Here is a 19,207-nt window from a genome sequence, read left to right on the forward strand (position 1 = left end):
ACACCGGCGGTCCTCCGGGGCCGCTCTGTGGCAGCGGGGCATGATGGCGAGAGCATGACGACTCCCGACACCCCCCGTGACCGCATCCCGCGCCCCGCCCGCCCCGCCGGGCGTGGGGCCGCGGGCTCCCCGCGTACCCGCACCGCGGTCGCCCACGCGCCCACGACCGTGACGGCCGTCGTCGTCACGCGCGGCGCGACCCCCTACCTCGACGCGACGATCGCCGCCGTGCGCGCGCAGGAGCACGCTCCTGACCGTCTGCTCGTCGTCGACGTCGTCCGTGACGCCGACCGGCGTGCGCGGCTCGCACCCGCGGACGACGACACGCTCGCGACGGTCCTCGTCCACGTCCCGCGTGCCACGAGCTTCGGCGCCGCGGTGCGCGCGGGGCTCGAGCACCTCGCCGACCTCGGTCAGGCGCCCGCGCCGGACCCGACGACCTGGCTGTGGCTCCTCCACGACGACGCGACGCCCGCGCCCGGCGCGCTCGACGCGCTCGTGCGCGCCGTCGAGCACGCGCCGTCGGTCGTCCTCGCGGGAGCCAAGCAGGTCGAGCCCGGCGACCGGCGGCGCCTCGTCGAGGTCGGGCTCACGACGTCCCCAGCGGGCCGGCGCATGTCGTCGGTCGAGCCGGGGGAGACCGACCAGGGCCAGCACGACGGCACCGTCGACGTCCTCGGCGTCGGGTTCGCGGGCGCGATCGCGCGCCTCGACGTGTGGACCGCGCTCGACGGCCCGGACCCCGAGTACGGCAACGTCGGCGACGGCCTCGAGTACTCCCGCCGCGCCCGCCTCGCCGGGCATCGCGTCATCGTCGTCCCGGGCGCCGTCGTCGCGCACGCGCGGGCGACCTACCTCGACCTGCGCCGTCGCGAGACCGTCCCGGACCACGAGCCCGACGAGGAGCGCTCGTTCGCGCTCCGCCGTCGCGCCGAGCTCTGGTACCGCCTCACGGGTGCCCCGACGGGCCTCGTGTGGCTGCACCTCGTCGTCGTCGCGCTCCTCGCGCTGCCGCGTGCGCTGTGGCAGCTCGGGGCCAAGCGCGGACGCCGCGCCCGGGCCGAGATCACGGCAACCGCATGGACGATCCTGCGCCCTGTCGCGCTGTGGCGCTCCCGGCGTCGGGTGCGCCGCGCGCGGGTCCTGCCGCGCTCCGCGCTCGTCCCGCTCCAGGCCTCGTGGCGCGACGTGCTCGTCGCGCGCCGCGACCGGCGCCTCGCGCGCACCGAGCAGCGACGGGCCCGCGCGCGGGGAGACGCGTTCGCGCTCGCGGAACGACGCGCCGACCTGCGTCGTCGCGTGCTCGGCGTCGCGCTCACCGCCGTCGGGCTCGTAGGGCTCACCCTGTGGTGGCTCGGTCCCGCGCTGTCGGCAGCAGGGTCCGGGGCGCGCCTCGTGTCGCCGGCGCTCCCGCTGGCCGGAGGATCGCTCGCTGACATGTGGGCCGAGGTCGCCGACGGCTGGGTGCGCGCGGGCGTCGGCGACGCCGTCGCGGCCGACCCCCTCCTCACCGTGCTCCTGCCGTTCGTCGCGCTCGTCACGCCGTTCGGCGGCAACCTGCAGACGGTCGTCGACCTCACGCTCCTCGCGTCGCTCGTCGTCGCGGGCCTCGGAGCCTGGCTCGCCGCGGGCACCGCGACGAAGTCGCTCCTGCTGCGCTCGGCGGCCGCGCTCGCGTGGGTCGCGACGCCCGTGCTCGCAGCCGGCCTGGGCGCCGGACGGTTCGGTGACCTGCTCGCCCACGTCGCGCTGCCCTGGGCGGTATGGGGCGCGCTCAAGGGCGTCGGCCTGGGCGCACGGCCGCCCGTCGAACGCGCTGTCGTCGCTGCCGCGCGGCGCGCCGAGGCACGCCGCCTCGAGCGCGAGTCCGCGGCGTCGGACGACGGGGAGGACGCGTACCTCGCCGCCGCTGGTGCAGCCGCGACCCCCGTGGCCGACGCCACGATGCCCGCTGCGCGTCCCGTCGCCCACGCCTCGGTGCCCGCTGCCGCGTTCGGCGGACTCGCGCTCGCCGTGGCCGTCGCCGGCGCGCCCGTCCTGCTCGTGCCTGCGCTCGTCGCCCTCGCCCTCGTCGGTCTCCTGCGGGGCCGCCCGCGTCCGCGCGGCGCGCGGCGCCACCTCCTGCTCGTCGCCGTGCCGCCCGTGCTCGTCGTCGTCCCGCTCGTCGCCGAGGTCGTGCGCCGAGGCCTCGACGCCTGGCCGCTCCTGCTCGCCTCGCCCGGGCGTCCCGTCCCGACCGAGGCACCCGCGGGCTGGCGCCTGCTGCTCGGCGAGCCGACGGTCCTGCCGAGGTGGCCGTGGGCCGAGGGGCTGCCGCTGCCGGACGCGGTCCAGGCCGCGGTCCCGCTCGTCCTCGGCGGGCTCGTCGTCGTGTGCGCGCTCCTCGCGCTCGTGCGCCGGGACCGTGCGGGCGCCGTGCGCGGCGCCTGGCTCGTCGCAGCCCTGGCGCTCGCTGCGGGCGCCGCGGCCTCGACGGTCGTCGTCGGCGCGGGCGACCTCGGCGAGGTGCGCGCGTCGGCCGGCGGAGCGGTGTCGCTCGTCGTGCTCGCGCTGCTCGGTGCGGCGCTCGTCGGGCTCGACCACGTGACCGACCGGGTCGCGTCGCACGCGTTCGGGTGGCGTCAGCTCGCGCTCGTCCTCTTCGTCGTCGTGGGCGTCGGTGCGTCAGGGCTCGCACTCGCCCGCGGTGCCGCGCTCGTCGATCTGCGCGACCCCCAAGGTCTGCACGTTCTCGAGGGTGACGTCGTGCCGGCCGTCGGCCGCCAGATGCAGGAACCGCCACGCTCCGCGCGCGTCCTGCGGCTCGACGCGGGCGCGACGACGACGTTCCAGCTCCTCCGGGGCGACGGCCCGCAGCTCGCGGACGTGTCGGTCGTGCGCGACCACCGTGCGCTCACGGCGGGGACCGACGCCCCGGCCCAGAAGCTTGCGGGCGTCGTCGCCCGGCTCGTCGGCGGCGTCGTCGACGACGGGGCGGCCCTCGTCGACCTCGGCGTCGGCGCGGTGCTCGTCGCTCCCGGGACGGACGACGACGCGAGGGGTGCGCTCGTCGCTCGGCTCGACGCCAACGGAGTCCTCGAACGCGTCGCGGACGGCCCGACGGGCACCGTGTGGCGCGTCGCGGTCGCAGCTGGCGACGCCGAGGGGACGACGACCGTGACGGGCTGGGCACGTCTGCTCGACGGCTCGGGCGCGGGCGTCGTCGTCCCGTCCGACGGCCGCGGCATCGACGTCCGCCTGCCGTCGACCGGCACGGGCGACCTCGGCGTGACGGCGGGCCTCGGCTGGGACGTCCAGCCGGGCACGCGGACGCTCGTGCTCGCCGAGCGGGCGGCGCCGGGCTGGCGCGCGACGCTCGACGGCCACAGGCTCGAGACCGCCCAGCGGCTCCCCGAGGGGGCGTGGCAGCAGACGTTCGCGCTCCCCGCCGACGGCGGCGGGAGTCTCGAGGTCTGGTACGAGTCGCCGGGCGGCACGTGGTGGCGCGTCGTGCTCGTCGCGACGGCAGTGATCTACGGGCTGCTCGTCGTGCCCGTCCGACGCAGGGTGGTGGAGCGGTGAACCGCGAGGACGACGTGCGCGACGACGAGGTGCAGGGCGAGGGGCAGGACGGCACTCGGCCCCAGGACGTGCAGCCGGCCGAGACAGAGCCGGCCGAGGCGCGCCCCGTGCGCGACGAGCCCGTCGCGCCGTCGCGCGCCCGCCGCCGAGGAGCCACGGCGCTGCGCGGCGTCACGGGCCTGCTCGTCCTCGGCCTCGCGGGCGGGACGGCGTGGGCCGCCGACCTCCTGCCGGTCGAGGAGACCGCGGGCGTCGCGGCGCAGGAGCTCGCGGTCGTGCCGTCGGCCGTCGACGTCGTGTGCCCCGGGCCCGTGCAGCTCGCCGACCCGGACGCGTCGGCCGACCCCGCGTTCGACCCGTCCCCGGTCGGGACGACGACCTCGTTCGGCGGCGTCGTGCTCGCCCCCGCGACCGTCGGACCGTCGCCCGTGACGCTGCTCGACGGCTCCGCGGCGCCCGCGGTGGCGACGGCCGCGGGACGGTCGCTCGTCGTGGCGCGCGGCGCCGTGCCGGGCGCGACGACGCTCACCGCTGCGCCTGCCTCGGACGGCGCGGCGGTTCTCGGGGCCTCGGTCGTCTCGTCGACGACGGCGGGCGACCTGCGGGGCCTCGCCGGTGCGTCGTGCGCGACGCCGTCGGCCGAGCAGTGGCTGCTCGGCGGGACGACGACGCGCGGCTCGAGCACGCGGCTCGTCGTCCAGAACCCGTCGCGCACCGCGGCGGTCGTCGACGTCGAGCTGTGGGGGCCGGGCGGCCGCATCGACGCCGCGGGCCCCACGACCATGACCGTGCCGGCCGGCGGTCAGTCCGCACGCCTGCTCGAGGCCGTCGCGCCCGAGCAGCGGCTGCTCGGCGTGCGGGTCGTCGCGCGCGGCGCGCTCGTCACGTCCTACCTGCAGGTCGGGGTGCTCGACGGGATCCGGCCGCTCGGCGTCGACCTCGCCGCTGCGACGACGCCGGCGACACGCCAGGTCGTCACGGGTGTGACGACGACGGGACCGGGTGCCGGGGCGCGGCTCGACGTGCTCGTGCCGGACGGCTCCGACCCGACCCTCGCGGCGGGCTCCGACGCGACCACGACCGCCGCCAACCCGGTGGCGGTGTCCGTCACCGTCCTCGGCCCGCAGGGCCGGGTGCTCGTGCCCGGCGCCGAGCAGTTCGAGACGGTTCCGGGGCAGGTCGTCTCGCTCGATCTCGACGCCCTCGAGGCCGGTCGCTACACGCTCGTCGTCGACGCTCCCTCGCCCCTCGTCGCGTCCGTGACGTCGGTGCGGCCCGGGACGGACGGCGACGACAGGGCACTCCTCGCCGGCCGACCCGCGCCGGGACCAGGTGTGAGCCTCGCCGCGAGCCCTGCCGGCGTGCGGCGCACGCTCACGCTCACGGCGGTGCCCGACGACCTTGCGGGCGTCCCCGGCGCCGCGCTCGGCACGGGTGTCCCGGTCGACGCCGACGGCCAGCCGCTCACGCTCGCGACGCGACGCGTCGAGGTCGACCTCGTGGGGACCGACGGTCAGGTGTCGGCGACGTTCCCCGTCGACGTCCCGGTCGGGGGGACGGCCGTCGTCGGCCTCGACGCCAGGGCGCCGGGTGTCGACGTCGCTGCGGTCGTCGTCCGCCCGACGGGCGAGGGGCCGGACGTCACGTGGTCGCTCGAGGCGAGCGCGGACGGACGCGACGGGACCGTCGACGGTCTGCTCACCGTGCTCGCGCCCGTGCCGGGCGACGTCGTCACGCGCGAGGTCGTCGTGCGCCCGTCGCTGGGCTTCTGAGCGGGGCGGCCCGGCTCACCAGTCGCCGACGTACCCGGGATCGATGTCCTCGGGGTTGCGACCGAGCATGTGCGCGACCTGCTCGACCACGACCGTGCGCACGAGCTCGGCGAGGTCCTCGCGGTCGTTCGCACGTTCCTCGACAGGTCGCCGGTAGACGACGACGCGCGGCGCGAGCGCGCCGTCGGCCGGGAAGTAGCGGCCCATGGGCACGCCGCGGCGGTGCTCCCACGGAGCCGGGTCGGACGGCGGGACGTCCTCGACCGCGAACTCGAGCCCGGCGATCTGCCGCGCCCACGAGCGCTCGATGCGGACGACCGTCGCGACGACGAGGTCGTCGAACCGCTCGGCGCGTGTGCGCGCGGCGGGGAGGTTCGCCGGCATGAGCGGGCCGCGCGGCCCACGTCCGCGACGGTCGCGACGGCGCACGCCTGCGGTGGGCGGGGGGACGGGGTGGTTCGCACGCACCAGCCCAGCCTAGGCGTTCCTCCGGCCCCGGCGGCCCTCGGCGTGGGATTGGGGCGCTGGGCCTCGGGCGGCTTACCATCGGGAACTGTGAGACCTGTCCGTCAGTGCACGAGAACCGCGTGCCCCCGCTCCGCGGTGGCCACGCTCACCTACGTGTACGCGGACTCCACGGCTGTCCTCGGGCCCCTCGCGACGCATGCCGAGCCGCACAGCTACGACCTGTGCGCGGAGCACGCCGACCGCCTCACGGCCCCGCGAGGCTGGGAGGTGGTGCGTCTCGTCACGGACCACGTCGAGACGGGGCCGAGCCACGACGACCTGCTCGCGCTCGCCGACGCTGTGCGGGAGGCCGGCCGGACGGCTGCCGCGCCGGTCCGCGGCCGGCACGTCGCCGAGCCCGCGCCCGTCCAGGTCGGGGAGATCGCACGCAAGGGGCACCTGCGGGTGCTGCGGGGCGAGGGCTGACGTGGCGGAGCCGACACCCCGCAAGCGCCGCGGCGCGCGTCCGACCGAGCCCCTCGGCTCGCTCAGCGCGCCCGTTCCCTCCCTGCCGGGGACGCGCGAGTGCGCCGGCTGCGGCGGGCGTGAGCTTACCCGGGTCGACATGACGCTCGCCGACGGCACCGACGTCGTCTTCGTCTCGTGCCACGGCTGCGAGGAGACGAGCTGGGTCGACGCAGCGGGCACGGTGCTCGACGCGGACGACGTGCTGCCCCGCATGCGCAGGCCCGGCACCTGAGACGGAACCGCGGCCCTGCTGGTCCGCAGCGCGCACCGGCGCGCACGCACTGACGAGGGCGCGCACGCGCCCACCACGACACGTAGGAGGAACGATGGGCGAGCAGAACGAGCACGGTTTCGCGGGCGTCCCGGTCGAGCCGTGGGTGCGCGCGATCCTGCGCTGCCCCGCGACGGGTGCGGAGCTCGTCGAGGGTGTCGGGCCCGACGGTGGACCGGAGCTGTGGTCGACGGCTCCCGAGGGCGCTCTCGCATACCCCGTGCGCGACGGCATCCCGGTGCTGCTCGTCGACGACGCGCGCCCGCTCTGACGCGCGGCCTGCGCGTCGGCCGCACGTCCGCGCCGCGGACGACGTCGACTGTGCGTGGCGTGACACGCCGCGCGCGGCGGGGGCCCGCGGACCTACAATGATCCGCGCCCCGTCCGGGGCTCTGGGACGTCGAGGGGACGGCTGGCATGTCAACTGGTGGCGGTACCAAGGCGATCGTCGCGGCACTGTTCGCGAACATGGGCATCGCGGTGACGAAGTTCGTCGCCTACCTGCTCACGTCCTCCTCGTCGATGCTCGCGGAGTCGGTGCACTCGCTCGCGGACTCGGGCAACCAGGTGCTGCTGCTCGTCGGCGGCAAGCGGGCCCGCAAGGAGGCGACGCCCGAGCACCCCTTCGGCTACGGCCGCGCCCGGTACGTCTACGCGTTCCTCGTCTCGATCATCCTCTTCTCGCTCGGCGGGCTCTTCGCCCTCTACGAGGCGTGGCACAAGTTCCAGGACCCGCACGGCATCGAGTCGTGGAAGTGGGTGCCGGTCGTCGTCCTCGTCGCGGCGATCGCCATGGAGTCGTTCTCGTTCCGCACCGCGGTCGTCGAGTCGAACCACGTGCGCGGCAGGCTCTCGTGGACCGAGTTCGTCAGGCGCGCGAAGTCGCCCGAGCTGCCGGTCATCCTCCTCGAGGACCTCGGGGCGCTCGTGGGCCTCGTGCTCGCGCTCGTCGGCGTCTCGATGACGCTCGTCACGGGCAACGGCCTGTGGGACGCCGCGGGCACTGCGTCGATCGGCGTCCTGCTCATCCTCATCGCGATCGTTCTCGGCATCGAGGTGAAGTCGCTGCTCATCGGCGAGGCCGCAACTCCCGAGAACGTCGCCGCGGTGCGTGCAGCTCTCGAGGGCACCGAGGGCGTCGAGTCGGTCATCCACCTGCGCACCATGCACCTGGGGCCCGAGGAGATCCTCGTCGCCGCGAAGATCGAGGTCTCTGCGGTCGAGACCGCGGCGGACGTCGCCGCGGAGATCGACGCGGCCGAGACCGCGGTGCGCGCTGCCGTCCCCGACCTGCGCGCTGTCATCTACCTCGAGCCCGACCTGCGACGCGTCGTGGACGCAGCGGTGACGACGCCCCACACCTGAGGCCTCGTCCCTCCGGTCAGGAGGTGCGCTCCACGTTGCCGACGAGCGCCCGGGAGAGCCATGCGGGTCGCACGCACGCCTCGAACGCTCGGACGACGGGTCGTGTCGAGAGCAGCCACGTGAGGGCGATCCCGCCGACGACGAGCAGGGCGACCCACCACCAGGTGTCGAGGCTGCGGAGGATCGTCGTGCTGCGGAACGGCATGATGACGAGCCCGTGGAGCAGGTAGACCGAGAGCGACGCGGCGCCCGCGCGGACGAGCCACGTCCGGCGTCGGGGCGTGAGCAGCGCGACCGCGACGGTCGCGACGAGCGCTGCGACGAGGACGAGCACGCGCAGCGCCAGCGCGACGAGGGTCGGGTACGGAAGGTCGGAGTACGGGCCGATGTAGAGGAACAGCGCGAGCGGCACGCTGCGGGTGGTCGGCAGGGCGAGGACCGCGCCGGCGACGAGCACGACGGCGGCGGCGACGCTCGGGCCGCGCCCGGCGTCGCGCAGCCGTGCGACAACCTCGGGAGTGAGGAGCAGGCCGACGACGAAGAACGGCAGCAGGCTCAGGACGCGGGCGAGCGCGAGGCGCGGCCCGAGGTCCGGAACGAGCGGCGCGAGGAGCGCGACGAGCACGGCCGCGCCGAGGGCGACCGACGGGCGCAGCGCGCGCCACAGGGGCGTCGTGAGCCGCCAGGCGACGAGCGCGGGCAGGAACCACAGCGTCCAGGCCGGGTCGAGCAGGTGGAGCGCGAACGGGAAGCCGCGGAGGGCCGCGATCGCCGCGTGCGCGGCCTGCAGCAGCACGTACGGGACGACGAGCCCCGTGACGATCCCCGCAGCCTGCTTGCGCGTGCCCGTCCACGACCGGGACAGGTAGCCGCACAGGAGCACGAACGCGGGCATATGGAACGAGTAGATCCACATGACGACGGGGCCCGACGCGTCGGACATCACGCCCGAGAGCATGTGCCCGACGACGACGAGAGCGATGAGCACACCGCGCACGGAGTCGACGTACGGGTCGCGAGTGCTGGCGGGAGCGGCGATCGTCACGAACACGACGATATCGGTGGAGGAGCGGTTCCGGTCGTTGCGGCGCTGCCGGCGGGGCAGGTGCCTCGGGCGTGCCGGGCCGGGACCCGACCCACGGGCCGGCGGGCCGGTATCCTGCTCACCGTGGGTGACTCTCCTCTTGTCCGGCCGGGCGGCCGCGTCGTCGCGGTGCTCGTAGCCTTCAACCGTCGCGATCTCCTGATCGACGCGCTCGACGCGCTCGCCGCGCAGACGCGTCCGCTCGACGCTGTGCTCGTCGTCGACAACGCGTCGACCGACGACTCTCGCGAGGTCGCGCTCGCGCACCCGTCGCATCCTGTCGTCGTGACCCTCGAGCGCAACACGGGCGGCGCGGGCGGCTTCGCGGCGGGCATGGCGCACGCGGTCGCGTCGCTCGACGCGGACGGCGTGTGGCTCATGGACGACGACACGATCCCGACGCCGACGGCGCTCGCCGCGCTGCTCGACACGTGGCGCGCCTACGAGGGTCCGATCGACGCCGCAGGCTCGCGCGTCGTGTGGACGGACGGCCGCGACCACCCGATGAACACGCCGCGTCGTCGGCCCGGTGCGAGCCGCGCGTCGCTCGCGGAGTCGGCCCGCGTGGGTGCCGTGCCCGTGCGGTCGACGTCGTTCGTGTCGATGCTCGTGAGCGCGGACGCCGTCCGGACGCACGGCCTGCCCGTCGCCGACTACTTCATCTGGAACGACGACTTCGAGTACTCGTGCCGCCTGCTGCGCGACGGCACAGGGCTGCATGTGCCGGCGAGCGTCGTCGAGCACCGCACGAAGGCGTTCGGCGCGACCGACGCCGATCCGGGCGACCGGTTCTATTTCGAGGTGCGCAACAAGATCTGGATGTTCACGCGGTCCCGCTCCCTGTCGGGTCGCGAGCGGCTTCTCTACGGTGCCTCGACGCTGCGCCGCTGGGTGCGTACCGTGGCTCGCTCGTCGGCGCGTGGCGTCCTGCTGCGCGCCGGCGGACGCGGTCTGCGCGACGGCATCCTCCGCAGGCCGCGCGCGACCGCGGACGTCCTGGCGGGCCTCACGCTCGCGGACGACGTCGCCGTGCTCGACCGGTCGACGCGATGACGGCGGACCTCCCGGAGTTCTCCGTCCTCCTGCCGGTCTACCGAGGTGACGACGCGACGTTCCTGCGGCGGGCGTTCGACTCGGCGACGGTCGAGCAGGAGCTGCGACCGGACGAGGTGGTCCTCGTCCAGGACGGCCCTGTGGGCCCCGAGCTTGCGGCGGAGATCGCCTCGATCCAGGAGCGTTCGGTCGTCCCCGTGACCTACGTGCCGCTCGCCGAGAACGTCGGGCTGGCTCGTGCGCTCGAGGCGGGGCTCGCTCGCTGCGCGCACGACGTCGTGGCCCGCGCCGACGCCGACGACATCTCGCTGCCGGGACGGTTCGCGGCCCAGCTGCCGGTCGTCGCGGCGGGCGCGGACCTCGTGGGGACGGCCCTCGTCGAGTTCGACGACGACGAGCTCGTCCTCGGGGCGCGGCGCGTCCTGCCGACGGACCCGGAGGAGATCGCGCGCTATGCGCGCTTCGCCGACCCGTTCAACCACCCGTCGGTCGTCTACCGTCGCGAGGCGGTCGCTGCTGCGGGCGGCTACCAGGACCTCCACCTCATGGAGGACTACCTGCTCTTCGCCCGGATGATCGGGGCGGGCGCTCGCGTCGCGAACCTCGCGGAGCCGCTCGTGAAGTACCGCACGGGCGCGGGCTCGTACGCGCGCCGTGGCGGTCGCGCGCTGCTGCGCTCGGAGCTCTCCCTGCAGGGCACGCTCCGCCGCGAGGGGTTCACGAGCACTCCGCAGGCCGTGCGCAACGTCATCGTGCGCGGCGGGTACCGGCTCGTGCCGGAGGCGGTGCGCCGGCTGGCGTACCGCTCGATGATCCTGCGCTCGCGCGCAGGCGAGAAGGAGTCATGAGCATGGGTGCGGACCTCGTCGTCGTCGGGTCGGGGCTCTTCGGCCTCACGGTCGCGGAGCGCGTCGCGTCGCGTGGCCACAAGGTGGTCATCCTCGACCGTCGCAGCCATGTCGGCGGCAACGCGTACTCGGAGGTCGAGCCGTCGACGGGCATCGAGGTGCACCGTTACGGCGCGCACCTCTTCCACACGTCGAACGAGCGCGTGTGGGAGTACGTCAACCGGTTCACGTCGTTCACGGCCTACGTCCATCACGTGTACACGACGCACCGGGGCGAGGTCTTCCCCATGCCGATCAACCTCGGCACGATCAACCAGTTCTTCAGGTCCGCGCACGGGCCGGAGCAGGCACGCGAGCTCGTCGCGGAGCAGTCGGCCGAGCTCGAGGGGCGACACCCGTCGAACCTCGACGAGAAGGGCGTCTCGCTCATCGGGCGGCCCCTCTACGAGGCGTTCATCCGCGGGTACACCGCCAAGCAGTGGCAGACGGACCCGCGCGAGCTGCCTGCGTCGATCATCTCTCGCCTGCCGGTGCGCTTCACGTACGACAACCGCTACTTCAGCGACACGCACGAGGGGCTGCCGACCGACGGCTACACGGCGTGGCTCGAGCGCATGACCGACCACCCGAACATCGAGGTGCGCCTGGCGACCGACTTCTTCGACGAGTCCCACGAGTACTCGAAGGACAAGGTCGTGGGCCGGGTGCCGGTCGTCTACACGGGTCCGCTCGACCGCTACTTCGACCACGTCGAGGGCGACCTCACGTGGCGGACGCTCGACTTCGAGCAGGAGGTCCTCGAGACGGGCGACTTCCAGGGGACGTCCGTGATGAACTACGCCGACGAGGATGTGCCGTTCACGCGCATCCACGAGTTCCGGCACTTCCACCCCGAGCGCGACTACCCGACGGACCGCACGGTCGTCGTCCGGGAGTTCTCGCGCTTCGCGGAGCGCGACGACGAGCCGTACTACCCGGTCAACACCCCCGAGGACCGGGAGCGGCTGCTGCGCTACCGCGAGCTCGCGGACGCGGAGCCGCAGGTCTTCTTCGGCGGACGGCTGGGCACGTACCAGTATCTCGACATGCACATGGCGATCGGCTCGGCGCTCTCGATGGTCGACAACAGGCTCGACGCGCTGTTCCCGGACCGTTCGGGGGCTGCGGACGCGTGAGCCTCGACCTGGCGCGTCTCGCGCTCCCGGAGGATCCAGCGGTCTCGGCGCTGTACTGGCGCGGTGACGCCGTCGTGCGAGCGGGCGGGCTGGACGTCGCGGCGGGCGCGACGCTCGACCTCGGCACGTGGTTCAACGCGGCGCCCGTCGCCTGGTGGCGCGAGGTCCTCGGGGCGGGTCGGGTGCGTCTCGTCGTCGAGGGTCGGGGTGCGGTGCGCGTCCTGGGACTCGTCGGCGGCGAGGTCCGCGAGGTCGCGGCCGCCGACGTCGACGGCACGTGGGAGGCTCACCTGCCGCGGACCGACGGGGTCGCGTGGTACTGGATCGAGCTGTCCGCGGGGCCTGACGGTGGTCGGCTCGACGCAGTGCGCTGGTCCGCCGGGCGGCCGGCCCGTGCGGTCGCCCCCAGCGTCCCGCAGGTCACGGTCGTCGTGCCGACGTACGGCCGCGAGCAGGACGCCCTCGAGCAGGTGCGGCGGCTGCTCGGCCCGGCGCTCGACGGCGTCGTCTCGCGGGTCGTGCTCATCGATCAGGCCCGCACCGTCCGGGCCGCGGAGGGTGCCGCGGAGGTCGTCGCGGCGGCAGGGGACCGGTTGACGTTCGTCGAGCAGGACAACCTCGGCGGCTCGGGCGGCTACTCGCGCGGCATGCTCGAGTCGCTCGGGCGCCCGCAGGACGCGGTGCTGCTGCTCGACGACGACGCCCGCGTCGAGCCCGAGGGACTTCGACGGATGGTCGTCCTGCAGTCGGCGGCCCCGGTGCCGACGATCCTCGGTACGCCGCTCATCTCGGCCGAGGAACCGACGCGTCTCGAGGCTCTCGCCGAGGGCGTGCGGGCGCGCGGCTTCGTGTGGGGCCCGTCGGACGGTCTCGCCGAACCTGTGGACCTCGCTGCCTCGACACCGGCCGCCTGGGACTTCGCGCGTGTCGATGCGCGCACCGACTACTCGGGCTGGTGGGGCACGCTCCTGCCCCCGGGGACGGTCGGGCGGCTCGGGCTCGCCGCGCCATACTTCCTCAAGTGGGACGACGCCGAGTACGGCCTGCGCGCGAGCCGCGCGGGCATGGCCGTGCGGACGGTGCCCGGGACGGGCACGTGGCACCCGACGTGGGCGGCGAAGGGCACGAACGCGTCGTGGTCGGCGCTGCCGCTGCACCGCAACCGGCTCGCGACGGCCCTCGCGTACGGTGCCGGACTCTCGACGGTGCTCGACTCTTGCGTGCACCAGATCAAGCACGTGCTCAGCCTGCAGTACCTCTCGGCAGACCTCTGGGACGACGCGATCGTCGAGGTGCTCGAGGGGCCCGCCTGGTTGATGGCGGACCTGCGCGACGTGCGTCCCCGGGCACAGGCGGTCGTCGACTCCGCGCCGCGCGCCCTTGCGGTCCCTGGTCCGGCGGTGGAAGGTGCGGAGCCGCTCGGGACGGTGCGCGGCGTGCTGCGGGCGCTCGGCGGGCTCGTGCGGCCCGCGGGCGGGAGCTCGGTCGTCGCCGTCGAGCCGGCCGCGTTCACGTGGTCCGAAGGCCTCGGGCGCGACGCCGTCGTCCTGGGCGCGGGCGAGGGTGCGCGCGACCCGCTCGTGAGGGATCCCCGTCGCGCACGCGCCGCGCTCGGCCGGACCCTCGCTCTCCACGGGCGGCTCGCCCGCCGGTGGCGCGCGCTCTCGGCCGAGTACGCGCGGGCGCTTCCGCCTGCATCGTCCGCGGAGCGCTGGCACGAGGTGCTCGGCACGTCACCCTCGTCGCCCGGATCCTCGGCGTCCTGACGTCGAGCCCGGTTCACGCCGAGCACGGGAACGAAGCCCGGATGCGGCCCCGTGCCCGATGCCGTCCGAACGTCAGTAGATCGACGCGTAGAAGATGACGGGTCCAGGGTTGCGGGTGCGCTTGGCGACGACGCGTTCGGGCGTGAATCCCCCGGAGTACGTCGTGTTGCCCTCGAGGGTGACGAGGTTGCCGTTCGGCAGGACGTCGATGATGAGCCCGACATGCGTCGGAGTGCGCGGCTGGCTGTCGTTGTACGCGAAGAACGCGAGCCTGCCGGGCGCGGGCTTCGAGGTCGTCCTCCCGCGCTTCTTCACGGCTTCGACCAGCGCCGCGTAGCTGCGGGAGTGGGGGACTGCTCGGGAGTTCCCGGAGGCCTCGGACACCCAGCTCTGGAAGACGCCGCACCAGGCGACCGACGTGCCGAGCCACGAGTTGTACTTGTTGACGCGCCACCGCGGCTCCTCGTAGCCGACCTGCGAGAGCGCGACGGCGGCGTGCTCCGTCCACCGGCCGGAGCCGTGGGCGACCGTGACCTTGGGCACCTTGCTGCTGTAGTAGAGGGTTCCTCGCTGGAACCGCTGGATGCAGCCGCCCTCGAGGAGGCTGCACCGGATGTCCTGGACGGGGCGCCCCAGCTTGCCACCGACCCCGCCGAGAGCGAGGTACGTGGAGAGCATCTTGCCCTGGACGTGCCAGGTCCTGCGCGCGCCGGCCTTCCCGTAGCTCACGAGCATGCCGTGCGTGTAGCGGCGCCACGTCGTCGAGCCGGAGGTGACGACCTTGCCGGTGGGCCGTCCCAGCTGAGCTGTGAGCTCTGCCTCGCGGGTGCCGAGCGGGCGGTCGGCAGTCCGGACGGAGCGGGTGAGGACGGGGCTGCTCGCTCGCTCCGAGCCTTCGAGCAGCACGGCGCGATAGTGGTATGAGCGTCCTGGGCGGTTGGGGAACTGTGCGATGCCGGACGCGTTCGCGGTGCGACGGGCGAACGTCGACCACGAGCCGCCGTACGGTCGCCGCTGGAGCGCCACGGTGGCGCCCGCAGCAGGGCGACCGTCGCTGCGGGTCACGGTGGCACGGACCCACACGGACTCGCCCACGAGCACGCGCGTCGACGAGACGGTCACCGAGATACGGGTGGCTGCGGGCGCGGCGGCAGCCGGGTGGGCGACGAGCACCTGGGCGGACATCACGAGGAGGGCGACGAGGAGGCCTGACGCCCAGCGGCGCTGGGAGTCGTTGCTCTGCGCGGAGATGATGCTGCGGTGCACGGTGTCGTCCTTGGGTTCTGACGTCGCGACGGGACGTGAAACTATGGGCGGTGCCTCCACAGAGTCTAGGACAGTACCCACGTGGCGGAGATCTGGGTCGGACGATGGCCGTGGGCCGTGAAGGAGAGAAGATGTCGCGCGATCATCGGGGGGTGAGCGTCCGTCGACGCGTGCGCTCGATCGGAGGCAGGTTCATGCGGCGCATGGGCATGCTGCCGGGAGGCATCCCCGACGGTCTCGGCGATGACGCCCGCCTGCTCGGCCGGACGCTCGAGCAGCAGGTCGTCGCATTCTTCCCCGACACGGTCGAGGGCCTCTACCAGCTGCGACAGTGGTACGCGCCGCTCCATGCGCTCGACGCACGCCGCGGCGTCCTCGTCGTGGCGAGCGACTCGCGCACGGCGCGGGCGATCCGCGCGGAGACCCAGCTCGAGGTCGTCACGGTCGCGCACTATGCGACGCTCGACGACCTCGTCTCGCGAGGGGACGTGCGGCTCGCGCTCTACGTCAACCACAACCCGCTGAACTTCTCGATGATGCGCTTCGGGTCGATGGTGCACGTCTCGCTCCTCCACGGTGACTCCGACAAGGTCGTCTCCGTGTCGAACCAGGCCAAGGCCTACGACCTGTCGTTCGTCGCCGGTCAGGCGGCCGTCGACCGTCTGGGCACCTACCTCTATCACTTCGACGCGACGACGCGCTGCGTCCCCGTAGGGCGTCCGCAGCTCGACGAGGAACCGCTCGTCGTCGGCCCGCGGCCCGACGCCGACGAGCGCACGACGGTGCTGTACGCGCCGACGTGGGAGGGCGCGCAGCCCTCGGCCGCGTACGGGTCGACCGAGCTCATGGGTCCGCGGCTCGTCTCGGCTCTGCTCGCGGACGGCCGGTTCCGGGTCGTCGCGCGACCGCACCCGCTGTCGGGAGTGCGGAGCCCGTCCTACGGCGAGGCGGACGCGGCGGTGCGTCGTCTCATCGCGGCCGCGGCCGACGCGGAGCCGCAGGTCGGGCACCGGATGTCGGCGGGGGAGTCTCTCTCGGCGGCGTTCGACGCGGCGGACCTCCTCGTGTGCGACGTGTCGGCGGTCGCGATGGACTGGCTGCCGACGCGGCGTCCCCTCGTCGTCACCGACCCGCGGCACCCGGGGGTCCGGACGGCGTCGACGCGCATGCTCGGCACGGTGCCGCGACTTGCGGCCGAGGATCTCGACGGCGTGGCAGAGCTCCTCGCGCGCGAGGCGGTTGAGGATCCGGGCCGCAAGGAGCGCGAGGCGATGGTCAGCTACTACCTGGGTGACACGACCCCGGGCGCGTCGACGACGCGGTTCCTCGACGCGTGCGACGCCGCGCTCGAGTGGCACTGCACGACGCTCGGGGTGCCGGTCCCGCCGCGACGCGACGCCTGACGGCACACCTCACGCGGATGGCGCGCGGACCCCGGAGGGTCCGCGCGCCATCCGCGTGCAGGGGGTCCCGACGCGGACTCAGTCGAGGCTCTCCTCGGGGGTCGGGGCCTCCTCGCGCCCGGTGGCTGCCTCCGCAGGCAGCGCGGGGTGAGCCGCGCCGTGGTGCCCAGCCTCGGCAGCAGCGCGGCCGTCGGCGACGAGCTGCCCGACGCCGTCGAGGAACGCCATCTCGTAGCCGTCGTACGGGAGGTCTCCCAGGTAGTAGGTCCGCAGCTCGCGTCGCGTCGCGGCAAGCGTGTCGGTTCCGGTCGCGTCGGCCACCGCGGCCGCCAGCGAGCCGGGCACGTCGGCCTGGGCGAGGTAGGCGGCGCGGGCGAGCGGGAACTCGGTGAGGAAGGCGTCGACGGGTCCGGTCTGCATCTTGACGATGACGAAGGGCTTCTCGGAGAAGAGGAAGTCGGCGGGCACCGACGAGACGTCGGTGACGAGCAGCTGGCACGCGTTGAAGCAGTCGGTGAGCGTCATCGTGGACGACGCATCCTGGCCGAAGACGTGGGCGCGTCCCGTGGCGGCGGCGTCGGCCGCGAGCATCGCCTCGATCTCGGAGATCTGACGGGAGGACTCGGCGAGGCCGCGCGAGTACGGGTGCGGACGGAACGTCACGGTGAGGCCGGCGTCGAGGAGGGCGCGGACGATCGTCGTGCCGACGGGGAGGGAGCCGTAGTTGGCGTCGGCCTGGAACCCGGTCCAGGTCGGGGCGTAGAGGGCGTCGCGCACCTCGCCGAGGATCTCGGGCCGGTCGATCCCGACGACCTGGGGCCGCCCCACGATCTCGAACTTCTCGGCGGGGATGTGCACGCCGTGCGCGGCGTACCGGTCGATGCCCGCCTGGCCGGCGACGAAGATCTTGTCGAACATCGCGGTGACCGGGTTGAAGCTCGCGGGCTTGTCCGAGTCGCCGTGGAGCAGCTGCACGTGGGTGACGTCACGGTAGCGCACGTTGTGGGCGTTCTTCGCGCCGTTGTTGACGTAGAGCGCGACGCGCAGTCCCGGACGCTGGAGGGCGTCGAGGTCCGCGAGGCTCGGGGCGGCGACGACCGGGAGGTCTGTCGTGGCGGCGGCCGCGCGGGCGAGGGCCTGCTCGCGCACGACGACGACGATCCTGGCGTCGATCTGGTCGAGGACCGACGACCAGGCCTTGAGCTGGTACTGCGTACCCCGCGGGCCTGTGAAGTAGACCATGACCTCGGGGTCGTAGGCCGCGTAGGCGTCGAGGATGCCGCGGGTACGGGCCGCACGCAGGCGTGGCGTGACGAGCGTGCTGAGGCCGGTGGTCGCGAGCATGGTGACCGCGGCGACGAGGGCGACGACGCCGCTCGCGGGCGGGAGCCAGGGACTGGCCGCGAGGATGACGACGACGCCGAGGGTGACGTGGACGTGCCAGGGCACGAGCCGTGCGCCGAGGGGGACGGCGGGGGTCCCGGGCAGGCCCGTGACGAAGCGGGTGGTCTGCCGCCAGGCTCGCGCAAGGGCGGGCTCGACCGTGACGGCGAGCGCGACGACGGCGCCGGCGACGGGCCCGGGCCAGGGCTCTCCGACGCGGGCCGCGAGGGCGGCGGCGGTCGCGGCGAGGATGACGCGGGCGGCCCCGAAGGCGCCGAGGGCCCCGAGACCGGGGCGGAGCATGCGCTTGCCGAGCCGTGAGACGACGGCGGCGACCGCGACGAGCAGCACGATCGCGGCGATCGTGCGGGGCACCGCGGGGATGACCGACAGCACGAGTGCGACGGACGAGAGCCCGGCGACGAGAAGGGTCCGCAGCTTGCCGGACGCGCGCCGGAGACGAGTGAGAAAGGCGTTCATACGGGCTGGTGCTCCGGGGTCGGACGGGTGTGCCGCGGGTGCGGGGGACGGCGAGGGGCGGGCGCCGTGGCGCCCGCCCCTCGCCGGTTCGTGCTACTGCCTGACGACGAGGTTGGCCGAGTCGACGTAGCGACCGACCGGCGACGCGAGCATCTGGATGACAGCGGCCACGTGCTCGGGCTGCATGATCGTGCTCGGGTCCTCCTCGGGGGCGAGGACGCGGCGGAGCGCGGTCGCGGTGCGACCGGGGGAGATGCACACGACGCGGGTGCCGTAGATGGCGAGCTCCTCGCGCATGACCTCGCTCATGTTGATCATCGCGGCCTTCGACGCGGAGTACGTGAGCCAGCCGGAACGGCCGTTCATGCCCGCGGTCGACGCGATGTTGACGATGAGCTCGAACTGGTTGCCGCGGTGCAGCAGGTCCTGCACGAGCGTGAAGGGTGCGTAGAGGTTGACGGCCATCGTGCGCTCGAAGTCTGCGAAGTCGACCTGCTGGAGCGGGACGGGCTTCGTGTAGCCGGCGTTGTTGACGAGGATCTCGACCGAGCCGTGCGTCGCCATGATCGTCCCGACGAGCTCGATGATCGCGGGACGGTCGGCGAGGTCGATCTCGTAGGGCACGAGGTTGACGCCGCGCGGGTTGTCCGCGCCGAGCTCGGCGAGCGCGTCGGCGAACTCCTGCGAGGCCCGCGCGAGCATGAGGATGGTCGTGACGCCTGCGTCGGTGTCGGCCATGAACCGGCGGACGGTCTCGAGGCCGATGCCCTTGGACGCGCCCGTCACCATGAGGGTCTTGCTCACG

At 74.1% G+C, this 19,207-nt stretch carries 16 protein-coding genes; 11 read left to right on the forward strand and 5 right to left on the reverse strand.

What is annotated here, in order from left to right:
- The first annotated feature begins 54 nt into the window (after nt 1-54).
- Complete coding sequence (locus tag G7063_RS03825; protein ID WP_166413210.1) at nt 55-3,561, forward strand: glycosyltransferase; 3,507 nt, start codon at nt 55-57, stop codon at nt 3,559-3,561.
- On the forward strand, nt 3,558-5,333 hold the full coding sequence (locus G7063_RS03830; protein WP_166413211.1) for a DUF5719 family protein: 1,776 nt from the start codon (nt 3,558-3,560) through the stop codon (nt 5,331-5,333). Before G7063_RS03825 ends, G7063_RS03830 begins: the two co-directional genes overlap by 4 nt.
- 15 nt (nt 5,334-5,348) lie before the next feature.
- Here the strand turns inward: G7063_RS03830 and G7063_RS03835 are convergent, their stop codons facing one another.
- Nucleotides 5,349-5,801 (reverse strand): metallopeptidase family protein, encoded by a 453-nt coding sequence (locus G7063_RS03835; RefSeq protein ID WP_370520733.1) that lies wholly within the window; start codon nt 5,799-5,801, stop codon nt 5,349-5,351.
- Nucleotides 5,802-5,888: 87 nt separating this feature from the next.
- On the opposite strand from G7063_RS03835, the gene G7063_RS03840 reads away from it, so the two are divergent.
- From G7063_RS03840 to G7063_RS03855, 4 genes are all read left to right on the forward strand, one after another.
- On the forward strand, nt 5,889-6,266 hold the full coding sequence (locus tag G7063_RS03840; RefSeq protein WP_206188203.1) for a DUF3499 domain-containing protein: 378 nt from the start codon (nt 5,889-5,891) through the stop codon (nt 6,264-6,266).
- Between the two features lies 1 nt (nt 6,267).
- A complete protein-coding gene (locus G7063_RS03845) occupies nt 6,268-6,540 on the forward strand; it encodes a hypothetical protein (RefSeq protein WP_166413213.1) in 273 nt (90 codons plus the stop codon).
- 94 nt (nt 6,541-6,634) lie between these two features.
- Nucleotides 6,635-6,850 carry a Trm112 family protein gene (locus G7063_RS03850; protein WP_166413214.1) on the forward strand — a complete coding sequence of 72 codons (216 nt, stop codon included), beginning with the start codon at nt 6,635-6,637 and terminating at the stop codon, nt 6,848-6,850.
- A gap of 146 nt (nt 6,851-6,996) precedes the next feature.
- Nucleotides 6,997-7,944, forward strand: a complete 948-nt coding sequence (locus G7063_RS03855) for a cation diffusion facilitator family transporter (protein ID WP_166413215.1) — start codon at nt 6,997-6,999, stop codon at nt 7,942-7,944.
- A 16-nt stretch (nt 7,945-7,960) separates the two neighbouring features.
- On the opposite strand, the gene G7063_RS03860 is transcribed toward G7063_RS03855, so the two are convergent.
- Entirely contained in the window at nt 7,961-8,989 is a 1,029-nt protein-coding gene (locus G7063_RS03860; RefSeq protein ID WP_240916176.1) for an acyltransferase family protein, read from the reverse strand.
- A 123-nt stretch (nt 8,990-9,112) separates the two neighbouring features.
- Here G7063_RS03860 and G7063_RS03865 point away from each other — a divergent pair, with 123 nt between their 5' ends.
- Genes G7063_RS03865 through G7063_RS03880 form a run of 4 tightly spaced genes read left to right on the forward strand, consistent with a single transcriptional unit; the run spans nt 9,113 to nt 13,870 of the window.
- A complete protein-coding gene (locus G7063_RS03865) occupies nt 9,113-10,081 on the forward strand; it encodes a glycosyltransferase (RefSeq protein ID WP_240916177.1) in 969 nt (322 codons plus the stop codon).
- A complete protein-coding gene (locus tag G7063_RS03870) occupies nt 10,078-10,929 on the forward strand; it encodes a glycosyltransferase (protein ID WP_166413218.1) in 852 nt (283 codons plus the stop codon). The genes G7063_RS03865 and G7063_RS03870 overlap by 4 nt, the downstream gene beginning before the upstream one ends.
- Nucleotides 10,930-10,931: 2 nt before the next feature.
- On the forward strand, nt 10,932-12,104 hold the full coding sequence (gene glf, locus G7063_RS03875; RefSeq protein ID WP_166415185.1) for a UDP-galactopyranose mutase: 1,173 nt from the start codon (nt 10,932-10,934) through the stop codon (nt 12,102-12,104).
- Nucleotides 12,101-13,870, forward strand: coding sequence for a glycosyltransferase (locus G7063_RS03880; RefSeq protein ID WP_166413219.1), 1,770 nt, complete (start codon nt 12,101-12,103; stop codon nt 13,868-13,870). Before glf ends, G7063_RS03880 begins: the two co-directional genes overlap by 4 nt.
- Before the next feature lie 72 nt (nt 13,871-13,942).
- Here G7063_RS03880 and G7063_RS03885 read toward each other — a convergent pair whose 3' ends face one another.
- Nucleotides 13,943-15,136 (reverse strand): LGFP repeat-containing protein, encoded by a 1,194-nt coding sequence (locus G7063_RS03885; protein WP_166413220.1) that lies wholly within the window; start codon nt 15,134-15,136, stop codon nt 13,943-13,945.
- A 152-nt stretch (nt 15,137-15,288) separates the two neighbouring features.
- Here G7063_RS03885 and G7063_RS03890 point away from each other — a divergent pair, with 152 nt between their 5' ends.
- Complete coding sequence (locus G7063_RS03890; protein WP_166413221.1) at nt 15,289-16,539, forward strand: CDP-glycerol glycerophosphotransferase family protein; 1,251 nt, start codon at nt 15,289-15,291, stop codon at nt 16,537-16,539.
- 78 nt (nt 16,540-16,617) lie between these two features.
- Here G7063_RS03890 and G7063_RS03895 read toward each other — a convergent pair whose 3' ends face one another.
- Entirely contained in the window at nt 16,618-18,402 is a 1,785-nt protein-coding gene (locus G7063_RS03895; RefSeq protein ID WP_166413222.1) for a CDP-glycerol glycerophosphotransferase family protein, read from the reverse strand.
- Nucleotides 18,403-18,495: 93 nt separating this feature from the next.
- Nucleotides 18,496-19,206: an SDR family NAD(P)-dependent oxidoreductase gene (locus G7063_RS03900; protein ID WP_206188204.1), complete on the reverse strand. Its 711-nt coding sequence runs from the start codon at nt 19,204-19,206 to the stop codon at nt 18,496-18,498.
- Nucleotide 19,207 lies beyond the last annotated feature (1 nt).

Source organism: Sanguibacter sp. HDW7, assembly GCF_011300875.1.
Lineage (GTDB): Bacteria > Actinomycetota > Actinomycetes > Actinomycetales > Cellulomonadaceae > Flavimobilis.

Bases quoted from the DNA above. Each gene is read 5' to 3' on its own strand.
- G7063_RS03855 (WP_166413215.1), top strand. From the start codon at position 6,997: ATGTCAACTGGTGGCGGTACCAAGGCGATCGTCGCGGCACTGTTCGCG.
- G7063_RS03895 (WP_166413222.1), bottom strand. From the start codon at position 18,402: ATGAACGCCTTTCTCACTCGTCTCCGGCGCGCGTCCGGCAAGCTGCGG.
- G7063_RS03870 (WP_166413218.1), top strand. From the start codon at position 10,078: ATGACGGCGGACCTCCCGGAGTTCTCCGTCCTCCTGCCGGTCTACCGA.
- G7063_RS03825 (WP_166413210.1), top strand. From the start codon at position 55: ATGACGACTCCCGACACCCCCCGTGACCGCATCCCGCGCCCCGCCCGC.
- G7063_RS03850 (WP_166413214.1), top strand. From the start codon at position 6,635: ATGGGCGAGCAGAACGAGCACGGTTTCGCGGGCGTCCCGGTCGAGCCG.
- glf (WP_166415185.1), top strand. From the start codon at position 10,932: ATGGGTGCGGACCTCGTCGTCGTCGGGTCGGGGCTCTTCGGCCTCACG.